Source organism: Myceligenerans halotolerans (genome assembly GCF_054782975.1).
In genome coordinates this window covers 1-20,703 of the sequence record NZ_BAAGRL010000054.1, presented here as the reverse complement: position 1 = coordinate 20,703, position 20,703 = coordinate 1, and the positions used below count along the sequence as shown (strand labels likewise).

Annotated in this window: 19 protein-coding genes; 8 read left to right on the top strand and 11 right to left on the bottom strand. The window is 72.3% G+C overall.

What is annotated here, in order from left to right:
- Positions 1 to 16 precede the first annotated feature (16 nt).
- Positions 17 to 649 carry a TetR/AcrR family transcriptional regulator gene (locus ACYVK5_RS23520; RefSeq protein ID WP_460708410.1) on the bottom strand — a complete coding sequence of 211 codons (633 nt, stop codon included), beginning with the start codon at positions 647 to 649 and terminating at the stop codon, positions 17 to 19.
- A 100-nt stretch (positions 650 to 749) separates the two neighbouring features.
- Here ACYVK5_RS23520 and ACYVK5_RS23515 point away from each other — a divergent pair, with 100 nt between their 5' ends.
- Positions 750 to 1,538 carry an alpha/beta fold hydrolase gene (locus ACYVK5_RS23515; protein WP_460708409.1) on the top strand — a complete coding sequence of 263 codons (789 nt, stop codon included), beginning with the start codon at positions 750 to 752 and terminating at the stop codon, positions 1,536 to 1,538.
- A 25-nt stretch (positions 1,539 to 1,563) separates the two neighbouring features.
- Here ACYVK5_RS23515 and ACYVK5_RS23510 read toward each other — a convergent pair whose 3' ends face one another.
- The 8 genes from ACYVK5_RS23510 to ACYVK5_RS23475 form a co-directional block, all read right to left on the bottom strand.
- A complete protein-coding gene (locus ACYVK5_RS23510) occupies positions 1,564 to 2,712 on the bottom strand; it encodes an MSMEG_0565 family glycosyltransferase (protein WP_460708408.1) in 1,149 nt (382 codons plus the stop codon).
- A gap of 33 nt (positions 2,713 to 2,745) precedes the next feature.
- Positions 2,746 to 3,618, bottom strand: coding sequence for a carbon-nitrogen hydrolase family protein (locus tag ACYVK5_RS23505; protein ID WP_460708407.1), 873 nt, complete (start codon positions 3,616 to 3,618; stop codon positions 2,746 to 2,748).
- A 22-nt stretch (positions 3,619 to 3,640) separates the two neighbouring features.
- Positions 3,641 to 4,948, bottom strand: a complete 1,308-nt coding sequence (locus ACYVK5_RS23500) for an MSMEG_0569 family flavin-dependent oxidoreductase (protein ID WP_460708406.1) — start codon at positions 4,946 to 4,948, stop codon at positions 3,641 to 3,643.
- Positions 4,945 to 5,304 (bottom strand): MSMEG_0570 family nitrogen starvation response protein, encoded by a 360-nt coding sequence (locus ACYVK5_RS23495; RefSeq protein WP_460708405.1) that lies wholly within the window; start codon positions 5,302 to 5,304, stop codon positions 4,945 to 4,947. The genes ACYVK5_RS23500 and ACYVK5_RS23495 overlap by 4 nt, the downstream gene beginning before the upstream one ends.
- Complete coding sequence (locus ACYVK5_RS23490; protein WP_460708404.1) at positions 5,297 to 6,199, bottom strand: carbon-nitrogen hydrolase family protein; 903 nt, start codon at positions 6,197 to 6,199, stop codon at positions 5,297 to 5,299. The genes ACYVK5_RS23495 and ACYVK5_RS23490 overlap by 8 nt, the downstream gene beginning before the upstream one ends.
- 54 nt (positions 6,200 to 6,253) lie before the next feature.
- Complete coding sequence (locus ACYVK5_RS23485; RefSeq protein WP_460708403.1) at positions 6,254 to 6,775, bottom strand: MSMEG_0572/Sll0783 family nitrogen starvation response protein; 522 nt, start codon at positions 6,773 to 6,775, stop codon at positions 6,254 to 6,256.
- A 109-nt stretch (positions 6,776 to 6,884) separates the two neighbouring features.
- The gene (locus tag ACYVK5_RS23480) at positions 6,885 to 8,303 is read right to left on the bottom strand and encodes an MSMEG_0567/sll0787 family protein (protein ID WP_460708402.1); all 1,419 of its coding nucleotides are present in this window, start codon (positions 8,301 to 8,303) and stop codon (positions 6,885 to 6,887) included.
- A 1-nt stretch (position 8,304) separates the two neighbouring features.
- Positions 8,305 to 9,372, bottom strand: a complete 1,068-nt coding sequence (locus ACYVK5_RS23475) for an MSMEG_0568 family radical SAM protein (RefSeq protein WP_460708401.1) — start codon at positions 9,370 to 9,372, stop codon at positions 8,305 to 8,307.
- A gap of 274 nt (positions 9,373 to 9,646) precedes the next feature.
- Between ACYVK5_RS23475 and ACYVK5_RS23470 the strand changes: the two genes are divergently transcribed.
- A complete protein-coding gene (locus ACYVK5_RS23470) occupies positions 9,647 to 10,237 on the top strand; it encodes a putative immunity protein (RefSeq protein WP_460708400.1) in 591 nt (196 codons plus the stop codon).
- A 118-nt stretch (positions 10,238 to 10,355) separates the two neighbouring features.
- On the opposite strand, the gene ACYVK5_RS23465 is transcribed toward ACYVK5_RS23470, so the two are convergent.
- Positions 10,356 to 10,898, bottom strand: a complete 543-nt coding sequence (locus ACYVK5_RS23465) for a GNAT family N-acetyltransferase (protein WP_460708399.1) — start codon at positions 10,896 to 10,898, stop codon at positions 10,356 to 10,358.
- 182 nt (positions 10,899 to 11,080) lie between these two features.
- Between ACYVK5_RS23465 and ACYVK5_RS23460 the strand changes: the two genes are divergently transcribed.
- Positions 11,081 to 14,383, top strand: a complete 3,303-nt coding sequence (locus tag ACYVK5_RS23460; protein WP_460708398.1) for a LamG-like jellyroll fold domain-containing protein — start codon at positions 11,081 to 11,083, stop codon at positions 14,381 to 14,383.
- An 87-nt stretch (positions 14,384 to 14,470) separates the two neighbouring features.
- Here ACYVK5_RS23460 and ACYVK5_RS23455 read toward each other — a convergent pair whose 3' ends face one another.
- Positions 14,471 to 15,172 carry a hypothetical protein gene (locus ACYVK5_RS23455; protein ID WP_460708397.1) on the bottom strand — a complete coding sequence of 234 codons (702 nt, stop codon included), beginning with the start codon at positions 15,170 to 15,172 and terminating at the stop codon, positions 14,471 to 14,473.
- Positions 15,173 to 15,296: 124 nt separating this feature from the next.
- Here ACYVK5_RS23455 and ACYVK5_RS23450 point away from each other — a divergent pair, with 124 nt between their 5' ends.
- The 5 genes from ACYVK5_RS23450 (at position 15,297) to ACYVK5_RS23430 (ending at position 20,380) form a co-directional block, all read left to right on the top strand.
- Complete coding sequence (locus ACYVK5_RS23450) at positions 15,297 to 16,523, top strand: PucR family transcriptional regulator (RefSeq protein WP_460708396.1); 1,227 nt, start codon at positions 15,297 to 15,299, stop codon at positions 16,521 to 16,523.
- 106 nt (positions 16,524 to 16,629) lie between these two features.
- A complete protein-coding gene (locus tag ACYVK5_RS23445; protein ID WP_460708395.1) occupies positions 16,630 to 17,622 on the top strand; it encodes an ACP S-malonyltransferase in 993 nt (330 codons plus the stop codon).
- On the top strand, positions 17,619 to 18,620 hold the full coding sequence (locus tag ACYVK5_RS23440) for a beta-ketoacyl-ACP synthase III (protein ID WP_460708394.1): 1,002 nt from the start codon (positions 17,619 to 17,621) through the stop codon (positions 18,618 to 18,620). The genes ACYVK5_RS23445 and ACYVK5_RS23440 overlap by 4 nt, the downstream gene beginning before the upstream one ends.
- 101 nt (positions 18,621 to 18,721) lie before the next feature.
- Positions 18,722 to 18,970 (top strand): acyl carrier protein, encoded by a 249-nt coding sequence (locus tag ACYVK5_RS23435; protein ID WP_460708393.1) that lies wholly within the window; start codon positions 18,722 to 18,724, stop codon positions 18,968 to 18,970.
- Between the two features lie 165 nt (positions 18,971 to 19,135).
- On the top strand, positions 19,136 to 20,380 hold the full coding sequence (locus tag ACYVK5_RS23430; RefSeq protein ID WP_460708392.1) for a beta-ketoacyl-[acyl-carrier-protein] synthase family protein: 1,245 nt from the start codon (positions 19,136 to 19,138) through the stop codon (positions 20,378 to 20,380).
- Positions 20,381 to 20,703: the final 323 nt, after the last annotated feature.

Here is a 20,703-nt window from a genome sequence, read left to right as displayed (position 1 = left end):
TGTCCGTTGACCCAGTTCACGCCGGCGCGTATGCCGTCAGGAAGATACGCACCGCCTCACGGGTGTGACGCCGTAGCGCTTCCTCGTCCGGCACGGCACCGTCCCCGAGCAGCATCGCCTCGTTGAGCGGACCGGACATCACGAGCCAGTTCAGGGACGACGCCGCCACCCGTGCATCGGGGGCGCGGACCAGCCCGGCGGCATCCAGCTGCGAGACGAGCACGGTCAGCGCGCTGATGGCCCGAGCCGGTCCGTTCTCCCACAGCGTGCGCGCCAGGTCCGGGAAGCGCTCGACCTCACCGATCACCAGGCGTCGCAGACGCAGGATGCGCGGCCGGAGGACGACCGCCGCCTGACGGAGCAGGTACCTCTCGAGGTAGCCGGCGAGCTCATCGGGACCTGGCAGCTCGTGCTCGTCGGGATGGACGGCGTCGCCCGCCGCCGTCGTCATCGCCGAGACGACCGCGACGAAGAGCTGCTCCTTGCCCCCGAAGTGGTTGTAGATCGTCTGCTTCGACACCCCCGCCACCGCGACGACCTCGTCGACGCTCGCACCGACGAACCCGTCGCGAAGGAACACCATCTCCGCCGCTTCGAGGATCGCCGCCCGCTTGCGCCGCGAGCTGGGCCTGGGAGCCTCCACCACCATTGCCAACCTCCTCGACCGTTGCGTTTCTAGACCGGCCAGTCTAATCTCACGAGAAACAAGACTGCCGAGTCTAATTTCTGAGGGAAGAAGGAGCCTGACCATGACCGAGTTCATGACGACCTCTCGCGGCGACCGCGTCGCCTACGACCTACGCGGTACCGGACCTGCAGTCGTCTTCGTGACGGGCGCCGGACCCGACCGGGCCGACGACCCGATCACCACCGAGACCGCGCAGCGCGTCGCCGACGCCGGGCTGACCGCCGTCGTGTTCGACCGGCTCGGGCGCGGGGAGAGTCCCGCCGAGGGCCGCCTGGACCTGGACCGCGAGCTCGCCGTCGTCGCCGCGATGATCGAGGTGGCTGGTGGTCCCGCGGTGCTGGTCGGACACTCGTCCGGCTGCTCGGTCAGCATCAGGGCCGCCGACGCCGGCCTGCCGGTCGCCGGCCTCGCCCTCTGGGAGGCACCCCTCGGCGACCCCGCCGCGAAGGCGCAGGCGTGGTCCGACGAGATCGAGCGCCTGCTCGACGCGGGCGACCACGAGAACGCGATGCGGCACTACATGAAGGACATGCCTCCCGAGTGGCTGGCCGGGATGGAGGCGTCCCCCGCCTGGCCGATGATCGCCCGCACCGTCGCCGCCTATCGCGCGGACGCGCAGTCGCTCGCCTGGGCGCAGCACGCGCTGGACGACGGCACGCTCGACATCACGGTCCCGGTGCTCGCCATGTACGGGGTGGAAACCTTCCCGGAGATGCCCGTGGCGGCGGCGAGCATCGTGGCGACGGTGCCGAACGGCACCAAGAAGGAGATGCCGGGCGCCATGCACTCGTGGGAGCCCGAGCCGATGGCGGCCCAGCTGGCCGAGTTCACCCGGCAGTGCGCCGGGTAAGCCGGCAGCGACGACGCGGTCCGGGTCAGCCTCGGCGAGCCCGCTGACGATCCGTGAGATCGATCTCCTGGCCATCGTCGCCTCCCTCTCGTGCGACGTGCTCGTAGAAGCATTCGTGCGCTGCGGCGGCTGCCGCCCAGGTGTGGCGCCCGGCCAGCTCTCGTCCGGGGCCGGCGTCGGCCGGGGTCGGGTCGTCGAGGATGGCGGCCAGCGCCGCGGCGATCTGTGGCACGTCGGCGGCGTAGGTGACGGTTTCGCCGAATACCTCGCGGGTGACCGGCAGGTCGCGGGCCACCACGGGTACGCCGGCAGCGAGCGCTTCCATGGCGGCCAGGCCGAAGCCCTCCTTGGTGGAGACGAAGCCCAGCGCGGCGGCAGCAGCGACGAGTGCGGGCACGTCGCCGTCGGCCAGGGTGCCGAGTACCACGGGCTCGACGCCGAGCTCGGTGCAGCGCTGGTCGAACCGGTCGCGGTAGGGGCGGTAGTCGAAGAGCGTCTCTCCCCCGCCGATCACGAGGCTCAGGTCCGGGTGGTCGGCGCGCAGCAGCGCGAACGCCTCCAGCAGGTCGATGCTGCCCTTGCGGGGCTCGATGCCGCCGAGCGCGAGGACGTATCGCCCCAGCTCCGCCTGCCACCGGGCGCGTGAACCGGCTCCGTCGGGGCCGGCCGCGCGGGCGAACCGGTCGGCGTCGACGCCGTTGGGGATCACGGTGGGGGCCAGGGCGTAGCCCTCGTGCACCTCCTGCGCGACGGCACGCGAGACGCAGAGCCGCGCTATCGGGTCGGTGATCGCCCGCAGGTGGCACTCGACGAGGCGGGGTGTGGTGAACTCGTCGAGGTGATGGATCGTGCGCACGCACGGACCCACGGCGTTGGCGGAGATGCAGTCCTGCGCGTGCACCACGTCGTAGCCGGAGGGGTCGAAGGCGGCGGCCATGGTCTGGATCGACCGTTCGATACGGTCACCGACGCTCTCGTCGTCGCGGGGGACGAACGGTACGACGCGCACCTCGACCGCCGGGTCGACCGGCCGGAAGAACGCGTCGTCGCCACCACGGCCAAGGGTCCACACCGTCACCTGGTGGCCTCGGGCGGCGAGCGCCTCGGCGACGGCGAGGGTGTGCACCACCCCGCCGCGCGGCTTGGTCGAGTAGGTGATCTGAGCGATGCGCACGGCGCTCCGTCCTGAGGGTGGTCGGCCCGGATGTCACCCGGGACTTCGGCTCGACGTCGCCCGCGTGGTGAGGGTGTAGGCGTTCTCGACGCGGTCGCGCAGGTGGTTCATGGTGCGGCGGGCTCGGGCGACGTCGGCCCCCACGTCGGCGGTGGCGACGGCGAGCCCGCCCTTGGCCCAGGTCTTGGCCACGATCTCTCCGGCCGGGTCGACGACCTTGGCCTGCCCGAGGAAACGGAGCCCGCCGAGCACTCCCGTCTGGTTGGAGGAGACCACGTAGAGCTGGTTCTCGGCCGCCCGCGCACAGTCGTACAGGTCGAACAGGTGGGCCTGGCGATCGTTGCGTAGCCGGTCGGAGCGGTCGGTGACGCTCGCGGGCCAGGCGCTGAGGCACGCGATGATCTGCGCGCCGTCGAGCGCGATCGAGCGAGCCGACTCGGGAAACGTCTTGTCGAAGTCGATGAGCATGCCGAGGCGGCCCACGGGGGTGTCGAAGGCGTCGAATCCGGTGCCGGGCCGGTATGCCTCGGACTCGCCGAGCGGCAGGTGCACCTTGCGGTGCACGCCCAGCAGCCCGTCCCCGTGCACGCAGACGGCGGTGTTGTACCGCACTTCGTTTTCACCTTGCTGGGCTCGCTCGGCGATGCCGAAGCACACCACCATGTCCCCGGCCATCTGCCGCACGGCCGCGACCTCGGGCCCGTCGAGGTCCACGGCCGGCGGCAGCGGTTCGTCCGCCGGGTGGTACATGTCGTGCAGGTAGCCACCGATCGTGGCGTCGGGCAGCACCAGCAGGTCGACGCCACGCTCGCGGGCCTGGTCGATGATGCCGGGAAGCTTGGCGAGGGTGCGGTCGATGTCGCGTCCGAAGTGCGCTGCGACCGCGCCCATGGTCGTCGTGGACATGTCCCACAGCGTAGGTTGTTCGTCATCCGGCTTTGGCCGACTGCGCGGTGAGCGCGTGTGGCGCGGGCCCGTCCCACGCACCGCCGCCGCGCCAGTCGCCTACCGCCCGGGCGACGTGCTCGGCATCCTGTGCGATGCCGAGGAACCGGCCCGATCCCCAGGTGTACAGCCAGGGCAGGCCGACGAACGACAGCCCGGGGACGGGGCTGAGCCCGCGCACGTGCCGTGGGTGCCCCTCGTCGTCGAGCACTGCGGGCGCCAGCGAGTCGAGCCAGGACCAGTCGGCTCGGAAGCCGACCGACCAGACCACCGCGGCGATCCCGTCGAGGTCGAGCCGTTCCGGTTCGGCCTCGGGTCGCCAGACCGGGACGTACCGGTCCTCGGTGGGTGCGTCGATGCTCTCGGTCCGGATCCACCGGTCGATGTCGTCCTTGATGGACTCCGCCACCGCGTCGGCATGGTCGAGGTCGCTCTGCAGCGTGGGGGCGAAGGTCAGCGCGCCGTCGCTCACACCGGTGGCCCGGCCGTACAGGTGCATGCCCCGGCGTGCGAAATCGCGGAGGTCGATGTCGCGGCCCCCGTCCCGGCCGGTCACGTAGTGGTTGGTCGATTCCCGCTTGGCCAGGCCTCGCGCGGCCACGGGCACGTCGTACACGCCCATCTCCGCCAGCCACGTCATGCAGTCCTTGCCCCGGTAGCGGCGGGCCACGCGTGGCGCCCGCCCGGCGGCCAGGTGTACCTCGCGCCCGGCGAGAAGCAGGTCCTCGGCGATCTGGGTACCGGACTGGCCGGTGCCGACCACGAGTACCGGGCCCTCGGGAAGCAGACCGGGGTTGCGGTATTCGTGCGAGTGCACCTGTGCCAGCCGCTCGGGCAGTGCCGCCGCCCAGGGCGGTACCACCGGCCGGTGGTAGCCGCCCACGGCCGCCGTCACCGCGTCGGCTGTGACCGTGCCGTGGGAGGTCGAGACCACGAATCCGCCGCCCGGCCGTGATGCGAGCCGCGTGGCGGCGACGCCCTCGGCGACCGGCGCGTCGAACGTGTCCGCGTACCGGCGCACCCAGGCGTGGACCTCGTCGCGGCGCATGAAGCCGTCCGGGTCCGGGCCGTCGTAGGGGTAGCCGGGCAGCCGGCAGTGCCAGTTGGGCGTGACCAGGGTGAACGCGTCCCAGCGCCCGTCGCGCCATTCGTGTGCCACGGTGTCTCGCTCGAGCACGAGGTGGTCAATGCCGGAGCCGACCAGATGGTGGCTCAGCGACAGGCCGGCCTGCCCGCCACCCACGACCACCACCTCGTGGTGGGCGCCGTCGACGACGCGTGCCGCCCTCATGCGCCACCTCCCGGCACGGCGGTCGCCGGCGCGGTAACGGCCTGTCCGGCGGTCTCCTGCACGTCCGTCCCGGGTAGAGGCGGTTCCATGCGCAGGACCTCGACCTCACCTGTGCGGAACGACGTGGCGGTCTGCCGGATCTCTGCCTCCTGTTGCATGGCCGACGTGCATGCCATGCCGTAGCGGGCTCGCACCCGTTCACTTGCCTCGCGTAGTGCGCGGGACGTGCGGTTCACGAACTCGGCCACGGGATAGCTGGCCCCGACCTCGAGGTGGTCGTGCATCACGAGGCTGGGCGAGTAGCAGCTCGCCGTGGATCCGTCGGGCCAGCGCACGTCGAACGTCATCTCAGGCATGGGCCAGGTCCTTCCATCCGGTGGACTCGGGGGCGTCCGGTGCGGTGAGCGCCGCGTAGACGTCGGGGCGGCGGTCGCGCAGGTGGAACATGCCGCCGCGCATCGCGCGGAAGGTGCCCTCGACGTCGATCTCGGCGACGGCGAGCCCGGCGTCCAGCTGGGTCGTGGCCAGCACGTTCCCGCCGGGGTCGACCACCTTCGCGTTGCCGACGTAGCGCAGCGACCCGAACGTGCCGGACTGGTTGGACGCGATCCAGAACACCTGGTTGTCCAGCGCGCGGGCGGCGTCGAACAGGTTGAACCGGTAGGTCCACCGGTCCTGCTGCAGGTCTTCGGCGGTCGCGGTGCGGGCCGCCGGCCACGCCGACATGCTCACGACGATCTCCGCGCCGTCCAGGGCCAGCGCCCGGGCTGCCTCCGGGAAGGCCTTGTCGTAGCAGATCTGCAGGCCGATCCGGCCGACGGGTGTGTCGAACGCCCGGTAGGAGGTGCCCGGGGCGTACGACATCGCCTCGCCCAGGGGCTGGTGCACCTTGCGGTAGGAGCCGTACACCTGGCTTCCGTCGAGGCAGACGGCCGCGTTGTAGCGTGTCTCGCCGTCGTCGTCGAGCTCGCAGAAGCCGATGCAGACCACGGTCTCCCCCGCGAGCGCCTGGACGCGCCGGATCTCCGGCCCGTCCAGGCGGATCGCGGGCGGCAATGACCGCTTGGTGGTGCGCACGGTGTCCCCGTGGTTGCCGAGTGTGGACAGGTAGCCCCCGATCGACGCCTCGGGGAAGACGACGAGCCGTGCGCCCTGGGCGCGTGCCTCGTCCAGGAGCTGCTCTACGAGTGCGTAGTTCTGCTCGAGGTCGCGGGTGAAGTTCGCCGACACGGCGGCGACGGTGAGGCTCACGGAAGTTGCTCCTCCGGGGTCGTACAACGGGGGTCTGCCAGGCTGCGGTGCGGGCTAGAGGTTGTAGGTGGAGTTGATGATCGCGCCCTTGCGCGCGTAGTGGATCACCGCGTCCTGCACGTCCAGCGGGTGGGCCGGAATGACACCGGCGATGAGGTCCTCCTCGCGCGCGCCGTGCAGCGACAGGCCGAACCGGCAGCAGAACACCGTGCCGCCCTCGGCGATGAACGTCTTGAGGGCGTCGTTGATGTTCTGCTCGCCCGGGAACGCGCTGTCGCCGGTGGTGGGGAACCCGCGAGTGTCCAGGGCGTTGATCGCGCCGGGGCCGTAGAAGTAGAGGGCCGACTCGAAGCCCTTCCGCAGCGCACGGGTGGCCTGCAGGATCGCGACGAAGCTCACCGACGACTCGTGCGCGACGCCGTGCACCAGCGTGAAGTACGCCTGGCCCGGCTCCGCCTGGTAGTCGGGGAAGATCTTGGTCGAGCCGTACAGGTTGCTGCCCTTCGGCAGCGACGGGTGCGGGATCTCCGCGAGTGACACGTCGATGTTGGCCTGGATCTGCTCGTCGAACGCCATGGTTGATGCTCCTTCGGTGGTGGATGGTGCGGTCGTGCTGGGTGGTGCGAGTGGTGCAGCTCGTGGGGTGGCCGGCAGCGCCGCCGAATCGGTGTGCGGCCGGGCGCGGTCAGGCGCGGCCGAGGCCGGTCGCGGCGCCGGGGACGGCCACGGTGGTCTCCCCGTCAGGCCAGCGCAGGCGGACGCCGGGTTCGCTGGTCAGCTCCCCGCACTCGGCGGTGTCCGCCAGCGGCGAGGACATGCGCCCGGCGCCCCGTGGGTCCGCCGTGAGGATCGCGAAGCCGGGAAAACAGGTGAACCAGTCGCCCGGCGCGGCACCGTCCGGCATCGGCACGGCGGCGACGTCGACCGTGGCGCCCGTGCCCGAGGCCTCGGCGAGCATCGCCGTCGTGCCGAGGACGCCGGCCATGCTCACGTCCTTGGCGGCGTGCGGGCGGGCCGCGCCGACGGTGCCGGCCAGGTGCCGCAGCTCAGCTGCCGAGCGCGAGGAGGTGGAGTCCCACTGCCGGCCCTCGAACCCGCGCCGCCAGCGGCCGGAGAGGTCGGCGGTCAGGGACAGAGCGTGCCCCGGCCGGCCGCCGCCACCCGGGACCGGGTGCTCCGTACGGCCGAGCGCGGTGACCGCCAGCGAGGCCGGCACGCCGAGCTGGGTGTGCCCGCCGAGCACAGGCACGCCCCACGCCTGGGACGCGCTGTGCAGGCCGCCCAGCACACGACGCGCGAACGACGCGGTCGGCGCACCGAGCGCGTCCATCAGCCCGGTGGGGTCGGCGCCCATCGCCGTGAGGTCGTTGACGTTGACCAGCACCGCGCACCAGCCGGCCCACTCGGGGTCGCGCTCGAGCATCGCCGGCAGGATCGCGTCGCACGCGGCGACGACGTCGCTGCCCGGCACAGGTGCTCCGTCGTCGCCCACGAATCCCGCGCCGCCCAGCGTGGCGGGGCCCGTGTGCTCGCGCAACGGACCGATCAGGTCGGCGAGGGCGGACTTGGTGGAGCCCACCAGGTCCGCGACCCGGGTCACCGGCCAGCGCATCAGGTCGTGCGGCCGGCCCTGGACGTCCCGGGTACCCCAGGCCTGCCAGCCGAGGCGCTCGAACAGCGGCCGGTTACGGACCTGGACGGTGGCCTCGAAGCGCAGCACGCCGAGCTCCGTCACGCGAGCACAGGCGGACCGGACCAGCGCCGCCCCGATCCCGGTAGCCCCGCGCGCCCCGCGCGCCACGACGAGCCGGCTGCCGGCCCACCACCCGATGTCCCTGCCTGCGGCGTCGAGCGCGCCGGGATCCGGGGCGATGCGCACGCCGCCCAGCACCCGGTCCTCGGCATCGACGGCGACCAGCACCTGTGTGCGCTCGTCCTCGTCGATCCGGTCCAGATCGTGCCCGGAGAACAGGCCCTGCTCGGCGACGAACACCTCGCGGCGCAGCGCCCGGTAGGCGGCCACGTGCCGAGGTTCGGCCTCCCGGACCGCCCAGGGCGCGGCCGGCGCGAGCTGCCTGCCGGTCAGCGTGGGGACGTCCAGCATGTCAGCCTCCCACTGCCGCGAGAGCGCTGCAGGCGCCGCACGCCGCACACCCCGCGGCCTGGTCCGACCCGCGCATCCCAGCGGCCGCGAGGAGCGCGCCGACCCGCCGGGTGACGTCGGCGACCACCGCGCGGTGCGGTGCCGGGACGTGGTCGACGTCGGTCGCGAGCGTGCCGGCCAGCGGTCGGAACGGGACCACGAACGGGTAGACGCCCATGTCGATGAGCTCGCCCGCGGCCTCGACCATCTCGTCCGGGTCCTCGCCCAGGCCGACCAGCAGGTAGGTGGAGACCTGGTTGCGCCCGAACACGCGCACCGCCTCGCGCCAGGCCGCGCGGTACTCGTCCAGCGACACGGTCGCCTTGCCCGGCATCCAGCGACGCCGCACGTCGTCGTCCATCGACTCGACGTGGATGCCGATGGAGCGGGCGCCCGCCTCGTACAGATCAGTGATGGCCCGCAGGTCCGACGGCGGTTCGCACTGCACCTGGACCTGCAGCTCCGGGACGGCCTTCTTGACCGCGAGGACGCAGCGCGCCAGGTGCTTGGCACCCCGGTCCCAACCGTTCGAGGTACCCGTGGTCATGACCATCTGCGAGACGCCGTCCAGTTCGCGGGCGGCCTCCGCCACCTCGGCGAGCATCGCCGGGGTCTTGACGGCGATCGTCGTTCCCGAGCGCAGCGACGACTCGATGGCGCAGAACCGGCAGCGCTCGCTCTCGTCGTAGCGGACGCACGTCTGGACCACGGTGGTGGCCAGCACGTCCTTGCCGTGCAGCTTGGCGATCTTGTCGTACGGGGTCCCGTCGGCTGTGGTCAGGTCGTAGAATCGCGGTCGGGTGACGGGTTCCACGTCCATCCCGAGATCTGCGCCGTCCAGGGTCAGGCGACCTTGCGAGATGACGTACGGGCTGTCGGGGTCGATCGGGATCGCGGCGCCTGCACCGCCAATGACGAAATGTCCGTCGTCGCTCGGCCCCGCACCGCCGGTACGGCGGACCGGAGCGTCGCTGCGCACCCCGAGGAGCGCGATGCTCACTCGGGTGGAGAGCTGGTCGGTCGGCGTCATGACCTCAGTGAAGAGGCCAGTTTTTACCGTTTGGTTTCATTCGGAATACGAACGTGTGACTTGGTGTTACAAGTTGTCGAACGGTCCCACCTCCCCTCACTCCCTCGAAGAGCACGGCGAACAAGCGTTGCCAACGCCGGACGGATGTTTGAGAATCGCTCGGCAAGGTCCCGAGGCTGGATGTTCGAACCCGCGACGTCAGCAGGTTCGGCATCTGCTCCCCGCTGTCGCGACGCGTCGCAGGCCAGTGCCAGGTATGTGCGAGAGTGTCGGGATGGCATCCCCGCAGGCACTCAGTGAGGCTGATCGTCGGCTCGTGGCCCTGTGGGCAGCGGACTGCGCGGAGCGCGTTCTTGCCCTGTTCGAGGCCGAGGCACCGACCGACGACCGCGCACGAGACGGCATAGCTCGTGCCCGGGCGTTCGGTCGTGGTGAACTCAGCGCCGCCGGGGAGATCCGTCGCCGCTTCGTCGCGGGTCGGGCAGCCCAGTCGGTCACCGGCCCCGCCGCGGTGGCGGCCGCCCGCTCCGCCGGTCAGGCGTCAGGCGTCGCGCACATGGGCGCACACGCCCTGGGCGCGGCAGCGTACGCCGCGAAGGCCGCCGGACTGGCCGCACCCGATCGGACGGATGCCCGGGAGAACGAGGTCCACTGGCAGGTCGAGCACATGACAGCGGATGTCCGCGCCGCGCTCCGACGCCTCCCCGCCCTCGGCGAGGACTCATCCGGACCCCTGGGATCGGGACTCCTTGCTTCCGGCGTTCTCGCCACGACGATCCGCGAACTTCAGACCGAGTTGATCCCCGCGCCCGTGACCGCCGTGCCGCCGTTCGGAACCGCAGGGGAGCGCCATCCGGCCCGATGAGCACCGGCACTCGGCGCTTGCGCACGCCGCGTTCGCCTACGAGCACCGCCTGGTCCGAGCCGCCCCGGTGACGCCCGGCGACTGCCGTCCGGTCGCCGTCAGTCGCCGCCGGTCGCCGTCAGTCGTCCAGGATGCGCTGGTACAGCACGTGGTCCCGCCACTCCCCGGCGATGCGCATGTAGCGCGGCGCGTAGCCGAACCGCTCGAACCCGGCCCGCGCCAGGACCTTCTGCGACGCCCTGTTGTGCGGGAGGGTCCCCGCCTGGAGCCTGTGCAGACCCAGTTCGTCGCGGGCGTGGTCCACGAGCGACACCACGGCACGCGTCATGAGGCCGCGCCCCGCGAGACGCGCGTCGATCCAGTAGCCGAGGTTCCCGTTCTGGAACGCACCGCGCACGATGTCGGCGAGGTTGAGCCTGCCCAGCACGTCGTCGCCGGATGCCAGGACGAGGAACACGCCTCGCCCCGCGGCCGCCTGCTCCAGCTGGAGGTCGACGACGCGCTTCTGCGCCTCCTCGGTGAAGAAGTCGTCCGGCCGGGCCGGCTCCCACTGCTCCAGGTGCGCACGGTTGCGGGTGTAGGCGTCGGCGAGCGCCCCGGTGTCGGCGATGGTGACGTCGCGCAGGACGACGTCGTCGGACAGGGGTACGGCGAAGGGCATGTGACCGATCCTAGGTAAACGATCTGACGCATCGGTCCGATTTCACCCGCCACTTCACCCTCTTTCGGCTTTTTCCCTCCCATGCCCGGTCGTAGCCTCGGAGTGATCCCACTCGCGGGCGGTGGGGTCCCCGACACGGGTGTGGTGAGCCCGGTAACGGCTCTCGAAGGCGGAGTACGAACATGCGCGTCCCTCCATCCGATTCCCCCACTGTCAGGTCGCACCGCCGTCCTGCGGCCGTCGTGGCGGCCGCCGCGACCGCCGCGGTACTGGCGGCGAGCCTGGCGGCCGTCCCGGCGTCGGCGGCCCCGGCGGCCCGCGGCGACGTGGCCGCGTCCGTGACGGCCGCGGAGACGACGACGTCCGCCGACCTGCCCGCGACCGTGAGCAGCGACCCCCTTCCCACCGTCCAGATCGACGGTGTCGCCTGGACCCAGGTGGTCGTCGGCGACACGGTGTACGTGGGCGGGGAGTTCAGTTCCGCGCGCCCGGCCGGGGCTCCGCCGGGCACCGACGAGGTACCGCGCGGCAACCTCCTCGCCTACGACCTGGACACGGGTGAGCTCGACACCTCCTGGTCCCCGATGGCGAACGCGCAGGTGAAGGGCCTGGCCGTCTCCCCGGACGGGAGTGTGTTGTACGCGGTCGGCTCGTTCACGTCGATCGACGGCACCACCCGGTACCGTTCCGCCGCGTTCGACACCGCCACGGGCGCGCTCACCTCGTTCCGCCCGGCCGTCAACGGCCCGGTGTACGCCGTGGCGGCGTCGGGCGACGACGTGTTCCTGGGGGGCGCCTTCTCCAGCGTGAACAACACCGGTCGCTCCCGCGTCGCCGCGGTGGACGCGGCGACCGGAGCGACGACGCGCCCCTTCGCGGCGTCCGTCGACGACCACTCGGTCCAGGCGCTCGCCGCCGCGCCCGACGGTGGCTCCGTGGTGATCGGCGGCAACTTCACGTCGGTGGACGGGTCCTCCGACCCCGGCTACGGCCTGGCCCGGCTGGACGCCGCCACCGGCGATCTCCTGCCGCTGCCCGTCAACACCGAGGTCCGCAACGCCGGCGACCGGTCGGCGGTCCTCTCCCTGTCCGCGGATGCCGAGCGTTTCTACGGCACCGGCTACCACTTCGGCGGTGCCGGCAACATGGAGGGGTCGTTCGCGGCGTCCTGGGACACCGGCGACCTGGTCTGGATCGAGGACTGCCACGGCGACACCTACTCCGTCGCTCCCTTCGAGGGGGTCGCCTACCAGGCGAGCCACAAGCACTACTGCGGCAACAGCGGCGGTTTCCCGCAGACGAACCCGTGGACCTACCAGCACGGGACGGCGACCACGCTCACGGTCGAGGGCACGAACACGGCCGACATCTACGGCTACCCGGACCACCCCGGCACGCCGCGGCCCGAGTTCCTCAACTGGTACCCGGACTTCACGGTCGGCACGTACACGGGTCTGGACCAGGGCCCGTGGCACGTGACGGCGGGCGGTGACCACGTGGTGTTCGGCGGTGAGTTCCTCCGCGTGAACAACCAGCCTCAGCAGGGTCTCGTGCGGTTCGCGGTGCGGGAGGTGGCGCCGAACGACGACGGCCCGCGCCTCGGTGGCACGTCGTTCCAGCTGACAGCCTCGTCACCTTGGAGCGGCGTCGTGCGCCTGACCTGGCCGGGCAACCACGACCGCGACGACAAGACCCTGTCCTACACCGTGTACCGCGACACGTCGTCGGCCCCTCCCGTCGCCGAGCTGGAGGCCACCGCGAGCTTCTGGGAGACGGAGCCCCTCGCGACCCTCGACGTGGACGCCACGCCGGGTGCGACGCACCGCTACGCCGTCGTCGCGCGCGACCCGTGGGGCAACGCGGCCTGGTCCGACTGGGTGGAGATCACCGTGGCCGACGGCGAGCCGCTCGGCAAGTACGCCGAGGACGTGCTGCTCGACGGCGCCACCCACTACTGGCGCATGGGCGGCTCCTCCGGCCCGGTCACCGACCTCGCCGGCGTGGACGATCTCACCGCCGGGGACGACGTCGTGTTCGGCACGGCCGGCGCGCTCACCGACAGTTCCGACACCGCCGTCACCACCGACGGCACCATCGACTCCCGCTCCTGGACCAGCGACACGGCCCGGCCCGGCCCGCAGACGTTCAGCGTCGAGACGTGGTTCCGCACCACCACCCCGGGCGGCAAGCTCGTAGGCTTCGGCAACAGCGGGAGCCGGTCGACGTCGAGCAGCTACGACCGGCACCTGTACCTCGACTCCACCGGCAAGCTCGTCCTCGGCGTCTACCCCGGCGCCGTCCGCACGATCGTCTCGCCCACCGCGGTGACCGACGGCGAGTGGCACCACGCCGCCGGGACGCTCGGCACCGACGGGCTGCGCCTCTACCTCGACGGCGAGCTCGTGGCCACCGACACCGACGCCACGAGCGCCCAGTCCTACAACGGCTACTGGCGCGTCGGCGGGGACAACCTCAACGGATGGTCCCCGTCGTCCCCGACCCGCGACTTCACCGGGGACATCGACGAGGTCGCCGTCTACGAGCACGTGCTCACACCCGAGCAGGTCTCGCTGCACCACCTCGTCGGGCTGACCGGTGAGGGCCCGAACGAGCCGCCCGTCGCGGACGCCACGCTCACCGTGCAGGACCTCACCCTCACCGCCGACGCGAGCGCGAGCGCCGACACCGACGGCGAGATCGTGTCCTACGCCTGGGACCTCGGGGACGGCAGCACCGCCACCGGACCGGTCGCCGAGCACACCTACGCCGAGGCCGGGACGTACGAGGTGACCCTCACGGTCACCGACGACGACGGCGCCGAGGACACCCACACCGCTGACGTCACGGCGACCGACCCGCCGCCGCCCGACCCGGCGCTCGCGCGCGACACGTTCGACCGCACCGTCACGGACGGCTGGGGAACCGCCGACACGGGCGGCGCGTGGTCTCTCGGGGGCGCGGCGTCCCGCTTCTCTGTCGACGGCGGCGCCGGGATGTTCTCGATGGCGGGCGGGCTGACGCTGTCCGCCCAGCTCGGCGACGTCTCCACCACTGCCGCCGACGTCACGGTGCGTACGTGGGCCGACCAGTCGCCGTCGGGCAACTCCTACCTGACGGTGCAGGGGCGTCGTGTCGGGGGCGAGCACCTGGGCGGGCGGCTCAAGCTGTACCCCGACGGGCGCGTCGACCTGCACACGGTGCGGAACGGTACGCCCCTGGCGGGCGGGACCGTCGCGGGGCTGGCGTTCGCACCCGGCGATCCGCTGCTCGTGCGCGTCCAGGTGACCGACACGTCGCCGGCGACGATCCGGACGCGGGTGTGGGCCGAGGGCAGCCCGGAGCCGACGACGTGGCAGGTGGTCTCCACCGACACGACCGCGTCGCTGCAGGCCCCGGGATCGGTGGGCATCTCCCTCTACACGGGCGGGTCGACGGCGTCGGGCTGGGCGTTCGACGACCTGCTCGTCATGGAGGCGGAGGACTGACCGGCCGGCCGGCGGCAGCGGGCCCGGATGCTGCCGCCGGTCACCGGCCCGCAAGCGCTCCCACACCCGCGCGGCGGGCGGGGGCGGTCAGGTACTGGCCGCGCCCCGCTCGCTCGCCGCGATCTCCTGCTCCAGCTCGGCCCTGAGCTTCGCCACGGCGTCACCGTCGGGGTGCAGGTCCAGCGCCCGCAGGTGCTGCTTGGCCTCGAAGGGCCGGTCCGCCTCGAGCGCGGCGCGCACCAGGTGCTGCCCCACCTCGGGCGTGTGGTCCCGCACCCGCCAGTGCCCGACGCCGAGCCCCAGCGCCTCCACGGGCATCCCCGCGGCACGCAGGATCGCCAGGCCCTCGGCCAGCGCCCGGCCCTCGGGGTCGCGCTCGGCCGCCGTCGTGAAGCGCCGTACCGCGCCCTCCGGGTCCTCGGCCAGCGAGAGCCGTCCCAGTTCCACCAGCGGGTACCAGCCGCGCGGGTTGCCGCCGATCTCCTCCGCGAGCGCCCAGACCGCGAGGTCCGCGGCCTGGCTGCGCAGTTCGGCCGCGGTCAGCTCGTCCTCGGTGTCGCGCAGGGGGTCGAGCTCGCCGTGGGCCTCAGCAGCGTGTCGTCTGACCATGTCCGCGAGTGCGGTGAAGGCCTCGATGTTGTTGGGGTCGTCGGCGAGCTGTGCTCGCAGCGCGTCCTCGTGGATGGTGTCTCCTCGACGTGGGGCCGACGGCGACGGGTGGCGGGCGCCGACACTGGATGCAGAGGTAGGCCTGTGGATGAGGCGGCGGAGCCGTTGCATCAGGGCCATACCCTCGACCCTACAGGGGACGGCCTTGCCCGTCCGCTGAAAGAGTGGTGACCCGGACCGTCGGGGACCGTGAGCGATTAGTCCGTTTGTGGACTCCGTACAATCGGGCCCGTATTCTCGCTCCGTGCCTGCTTCGCCCAAGACCGCATCGACCGGCCCCGCGCCCCGCCGCAAGACGAGTTCGACGGCCGCGCCCGTGGCCGGGACGGTCAGCGGGGAGAACCTGCAGCGGGTCCGTGACGCGAGCGGCAAACTGACGTCGGCGACGCTGCGGCGCCTGGACGAGCAGCTGTCCTGGTACCGCGACCTGCCCGCGGAGGACCGGTCCTACGTGGGCCTGGTCGCGCAGGCCGGCGTCAACGCCTTCATCACGTGGTTCGCCGACCCGCATCGCCCGCCGCACGGCGTGGACAAGATGTTCTCGGCCGCTCCCCCGGAGCTGACGCGCACCATCTCGTTGCAGCAGACGTTGCAGCTCGTGCGCTGCGGTGTCGACGTGGTGGAGGCGATGTCGGACGAGATCGCCGCCCCGGGCGGTGAGCGGGAGCTGCGTGAGGCCGTGCTGCGGTACTCGCGCGAGGTCGCGTTCTCGGCGGCGGAGATCTACGCCCGCGCCGCCGAGGTGCGGGGTGCGTGGGACGCCCGGCTGGAGGCGCTGGTCGTGGACGCGCTGGTGCGGGGGGACGGCAACGACGCGCTGCGCAGCAGGATGTCGGCCCTGGGCTGGAGCGGCAAGGGCGGCACGCTCGTCGTGGTCGGCACCACGAACCCCGGGCTCGACGACGTCCGGGCCGCCGAGCTGCGCCGGGCGGCACGGCGCAGCGCCGGCGACGCCCTGGTCGGGATCCACGGCGACCGCCTCGTGCTGGTGCTCGGCGGCGAGGGCGACCTGGTGGAGGCCGCGACCGGCCTGCTCGGCCGGTTCGGGCCGGGGCCGGTCGTGATCGGGTCCGCGGTGTCGGGCCTGGACGACGCCGCACGCTCCGCGCGATCCGCCCTGGCCGGGATGGCGGCCGCGCCGGCGTGGCCGCAGGCCCCGCGCCCGGTCATGGCCGACGACCTGCTTCCCGAGCGCGTCCTGACCGGCGACGCCTCGGCCCGGCGCACACTGGTGAGCCAGGCGTACACGCCGCTGGCGGAGGCGGGCGGCTCGGTGCTGGAGACGCTGTCGGCGTACCTGGGGACCGGGCGGTCCCTGGAGGCGGCGGCCCGCCGCCTGTACGTCCACCCGAACACGGTGCGGTACCGGCTGCGCAAGGTCTCGGAGATCACCGGCTGGGATCCGCTCGACGCGCGCGAGTCGTTCGTGCTGCAGGTGGCGCTCGCGCTGGGCCAGCTCGGCGAGCGCTGACGCCCTCTTCCGGCGCCAGACCTTGTAGACATCCCACAACCGCCCCGGAGAACCTTGGTACGCGTCGCGACGCCCCGGTTTGACCTCGCCTTGGCAGAGTGGACGAGTGCTCGCCGTCGTCTGCCCTGGACAGGGCTCTCAGACCCCCGGGATGCTCAGCCCCTGGCTGGAGCTGCCCGGAGCTTCCGACCTGCTCTCCGCCGCCTCGGAGGCCGCGGAGACCGACCTCGCCGCCCACGGCACGACGTCGGACGCGGACACGATCCGCGACACCGCTGTCGCGCAGCCGCTGATCGTCGCGTCGTCGCTCCTCGCGCTGAGCGTGATCCTGGACGGCCGGGATGCGGCCGACGTCGTGGACGTCACCGCGGGGCACTCCGTCGGTGAGCTCGCCGCCGCCGCGGTGGCGGGTGTCGTGTCCGACGCCGGAGCGGCCGGGCTGGTCTCGGTGCGTGCCCGCGCGATGGCGAAGGCCGCCGCGGCGGCGCCGTCGGGTATGAGCGCGGTGGTGGGCGGCAAGCCCGAGGACGTGCTCGCCGCGATCGAGGCGGCGGGGCTGTGGCCGGCGAACGTCAACGGCGGGGGGCAGGTGGTCGCCGCGGGCGCCCTCGACGACCTCGCGAAGCTGGCCGACAATCCGCCCGAGCGCGCGCGCGTGATCCCGCTGCAGGTCGCCGGCGCGTTCCACACGCCGTTCATGGACTCCGCCCGCGCCGAGTTCGAGCCGGTCGCGACCGGCTTCGAGGGCGCGGCCGACCCGGTGCTCCCCCTCCTGGCCGACCTCGACGGCGCCGCCTACACGGGCGGCACGCACGGCCACGGCACCGCCGCCGACGTGCTGTCCCACCTCGCCGGGCAGGTGACCGCGCCGGTCCGGTGGGACCTGGTCATGGAGACGCTCGCCGCCCGCGGCGTGACCGCCCTGCTGGAACTCGCCCCCGGCGGCGTCCTGACAGGCCTCGCCAAGCGCGGCCTCAAGGGCGTGGAAACCCTCGCGGTGAAGTCGCCCGACGACGTCGACGCCGCCCGCGACCTCATCGCCCGCCACAGCGCCACCTCCGGCGCCGCGCCCGTCACCACCCCCGGAGCAGCACAGTGACCCTCCTGCAGCAGGCCCAGCCCACCCGGTACTCCCGCATCCTCGCCATCGGCGCGGAGCGCGGCGAGGACGTCGTCACCAACGACGACATCGCCGGGCCCATCGACTCCTCCGACGAGTGGATCCAGCAGCGCACCGGCATCGTGACCCGCCGCCGCGCTGGGGCCGGCCGTGACGTGCTCGACATGTCCGAGGCCGCCGCCCGCAAGGCGCTCGACGCCGCCGGCCTCACCGGCTCGGACATCGACGCCGTGATCATCTCGACGATCACGCACATGCACATGACGCCGTCGGCGGCCTCGATCCTCGCCGACCGGCTCGGTGCCACGCCGGCCGCCGCGTTCGACATCTCGGCCGCGTGCGCCGGGTACACCTACGGCATCGGCCAGGCGGACGGCCTCGTGCGCGCCGGCCTCGCCCGGAACGTGCTCGTGATCGGCGCCGAGAAGCTGTCGGAGATCATCGACCCGACCGACCGCTCCATCTCGTTCCTCCTGGGCGACGGCGCCGGCGCCGCGATCGTCGGGCCGTCCGACACGCCCGGCATCGGCCCCACCGTGTGGGGATCGGACGGTTCCAAGTACACCGCCATCCGGCAGACCCACTCGTGGCAGGAGTGGCGCGAGGATTCCTCGCTCGGCTGGCCCACGCTCCGCCAGGACGGCCCCACAGTGTTCAAGTGGGCGTCCTTCCAGATGGCGCCGATCGCGGCGAAGGCGATGGCCGACGCCGGCGTCACCCCCGAGGACATCCAGGTGTTCGTGCCGCACCAGGCGAACATGCGGATCATCGACCAGCTCGTCAAGCAGCTCAAGCTGCCCGACTCGGTCGTGGTCGCGCGTGACATCGCCGACACCGGCAACACCTCGGCCGCCTCGATCCCGCTCGCCACCGCCCGTCTGCTCGCGGAAGGCCAGGCGAAATCCGGTGACGTCGCCCTGCAGATCGGCTTCGGCGCCGGACTCGTGTACGCCGCACAGGTCATCGTCCTGCCGTAACCTTCGCTTCGTACTGCTCACCCCGGCGTAACCCGGGACAGGTGCAGTCACGGCAAGTCCCCCGGGAGCCTCGACTCCCACCGAGAAGAAAAGGAAGCCCCATGGCCAACACCGAGCAGGAGATCCTCGCGGGTCTCGCCGAGATCGTCGCCGAGGAGACCGGCCTTGACACCGCCGACGTCGCGCTGGAGAAGTCGTTCACCGATGACCTCGACATCGACTCGCTGTCGATGATGACCATCGTCACGCACGCCGAGGACAAGTTCGGTGTCCGCATCCCGGACGAAGAGGTCAAGAACCTCGCGACCGTCGGCGACGCCGTGAGCTACATCAAGACCGCCCAGGACTGACGATCCCCGGGCTCACGTCTTGACGGGCGCGGGCTGACGCCTCGTCGTCATCCCTCCGCCCGCCCTGTCCGACGGCGGTCCGCCGCCCGTCTTTCCCTGCGAAAGCCCGCCGGGCCGTCGTCGGGCACGATCTTCCACCGCACCACCTACCCTGGAGCCAGACCCATGACCTCCGCACGCGACGTCGTCGTCACCGGCCTCGGCGCCACCACCCCGCTCGGCGGCGACGTGCCCTCCACCTGGGACGCCGCACTCGCCGGGAAGTCCGGTGCGCGCACCATGGACAACGACTGGGCCGAGCGCTACGAGATCCCCGTGTCCTTCGCTGCGACCATCAAGGTCAAGCCGGAGGAGGTGCTCAAGCGTCCCGAGCTCAAGCGCATGGACCCGTCCGCGCAGTACGCCATCATCGCCGCGCGCGAGGCCTGGAAGGACGCCGGGGAGCCCGAGGTCGAGGGCGAGCGACTGGGGGCAGTCGTGTCCTCCGGCATCGGCGGGGTCTGGACTCTGCTCGACGGCTGGGACACGCTGCGCGAGCGCGGCGCCCGCCGCCTGCTGCCCATGACCGTGCCGATGCTCATGCCGAACTCTCCCGTCGCGTTCGTGTCGCTCGACCTGGGCGCCAAGGCCGGCGCCCACGCGCTCGTGTCCGCGTGCGCCTCGGGAGCCGAGGCCATCGGGTACGGCGTCGAGATGATCCGCACGGGCCGCGCCGACGTCGTCGTCGCCGGCGGCACCGAGGCCACCATCCACCCGATGCCGATCGCGGCGTTCGCCGCGTCGCGCACGCTGTCGCTGCGCAACGACGACCCCGAGGGCGCCTCCCGCCCGTACGACATCGACCGGGACGGCTTCGTCGTCGGCGAGGGCTCGGCCGTGGTGGTGCTGGAGAGCGCCGAGCACGCCGCCGCCCGGGGCGCGCGCGTGTACGCGAAGATCGGCGGCGTCGGGCTGTCGTCCGACGCGTACCACATCACCTCTCCCGACCCGGACGGGACGGGGCAGGTCGCGGCGATGCGCGGAGCCCTCGAGGACGCCGGGGTGACCGGGGCCGACGTCGTGCACGTCAACGCCCACGCCACGTCCACGAAGGTGGGCGACCTGACCGAGACGGCGTCGATCCGGAACCTGTTCGGGAGCGACGCGGACCACGTGCAGCTGTCGGCGACGAAGTCGATGACCGGTCACCTGCTCGGCGGGGCCGGCGCGCTCGAGACGGTGTTCACGGTGAAGGCTGTGGCGGAGCGCCTCGCCCCGCCGACCATCAACGTCGCCAACCCCGACCCCGAGCTGCAGGTCCCGCTGGTGCGGGACGAGCCGGTGAAGCTGCAGGGCGGCGACATCGCGGCGATCAACAACTCGTTCGGCTTCGGCGGCCACAACGTGGCGCTCCTGATCCAGAACGCCTGACGGGCGGGGGCGGCGTTTCGGGCGTTCCTGGCGGCCGGGCGTTCGCCGCGGCCCGGCGGAACAAAAGCCGGAACGGAGCTGACGCCGAACCGCAGGATGCCGTCGCAGATCGCTGCCGAACCGCAGGGTGAATCGTTCAAAACTCAAATTCGAACGATTCACCCTGCGGTTCGACGGCACCTTGCGGCACTGGGCTGCGGTTCGGCAGCAGGCCCAGCCTGGTCTGGCTTGCGGTTCGGCGGACGGATGACCGTTCGGCGTATCAGACGGTATGAGGGACCGGTTGTGCTGTGGACGGATTCCGCCGCTGGGCGGTGATGGTG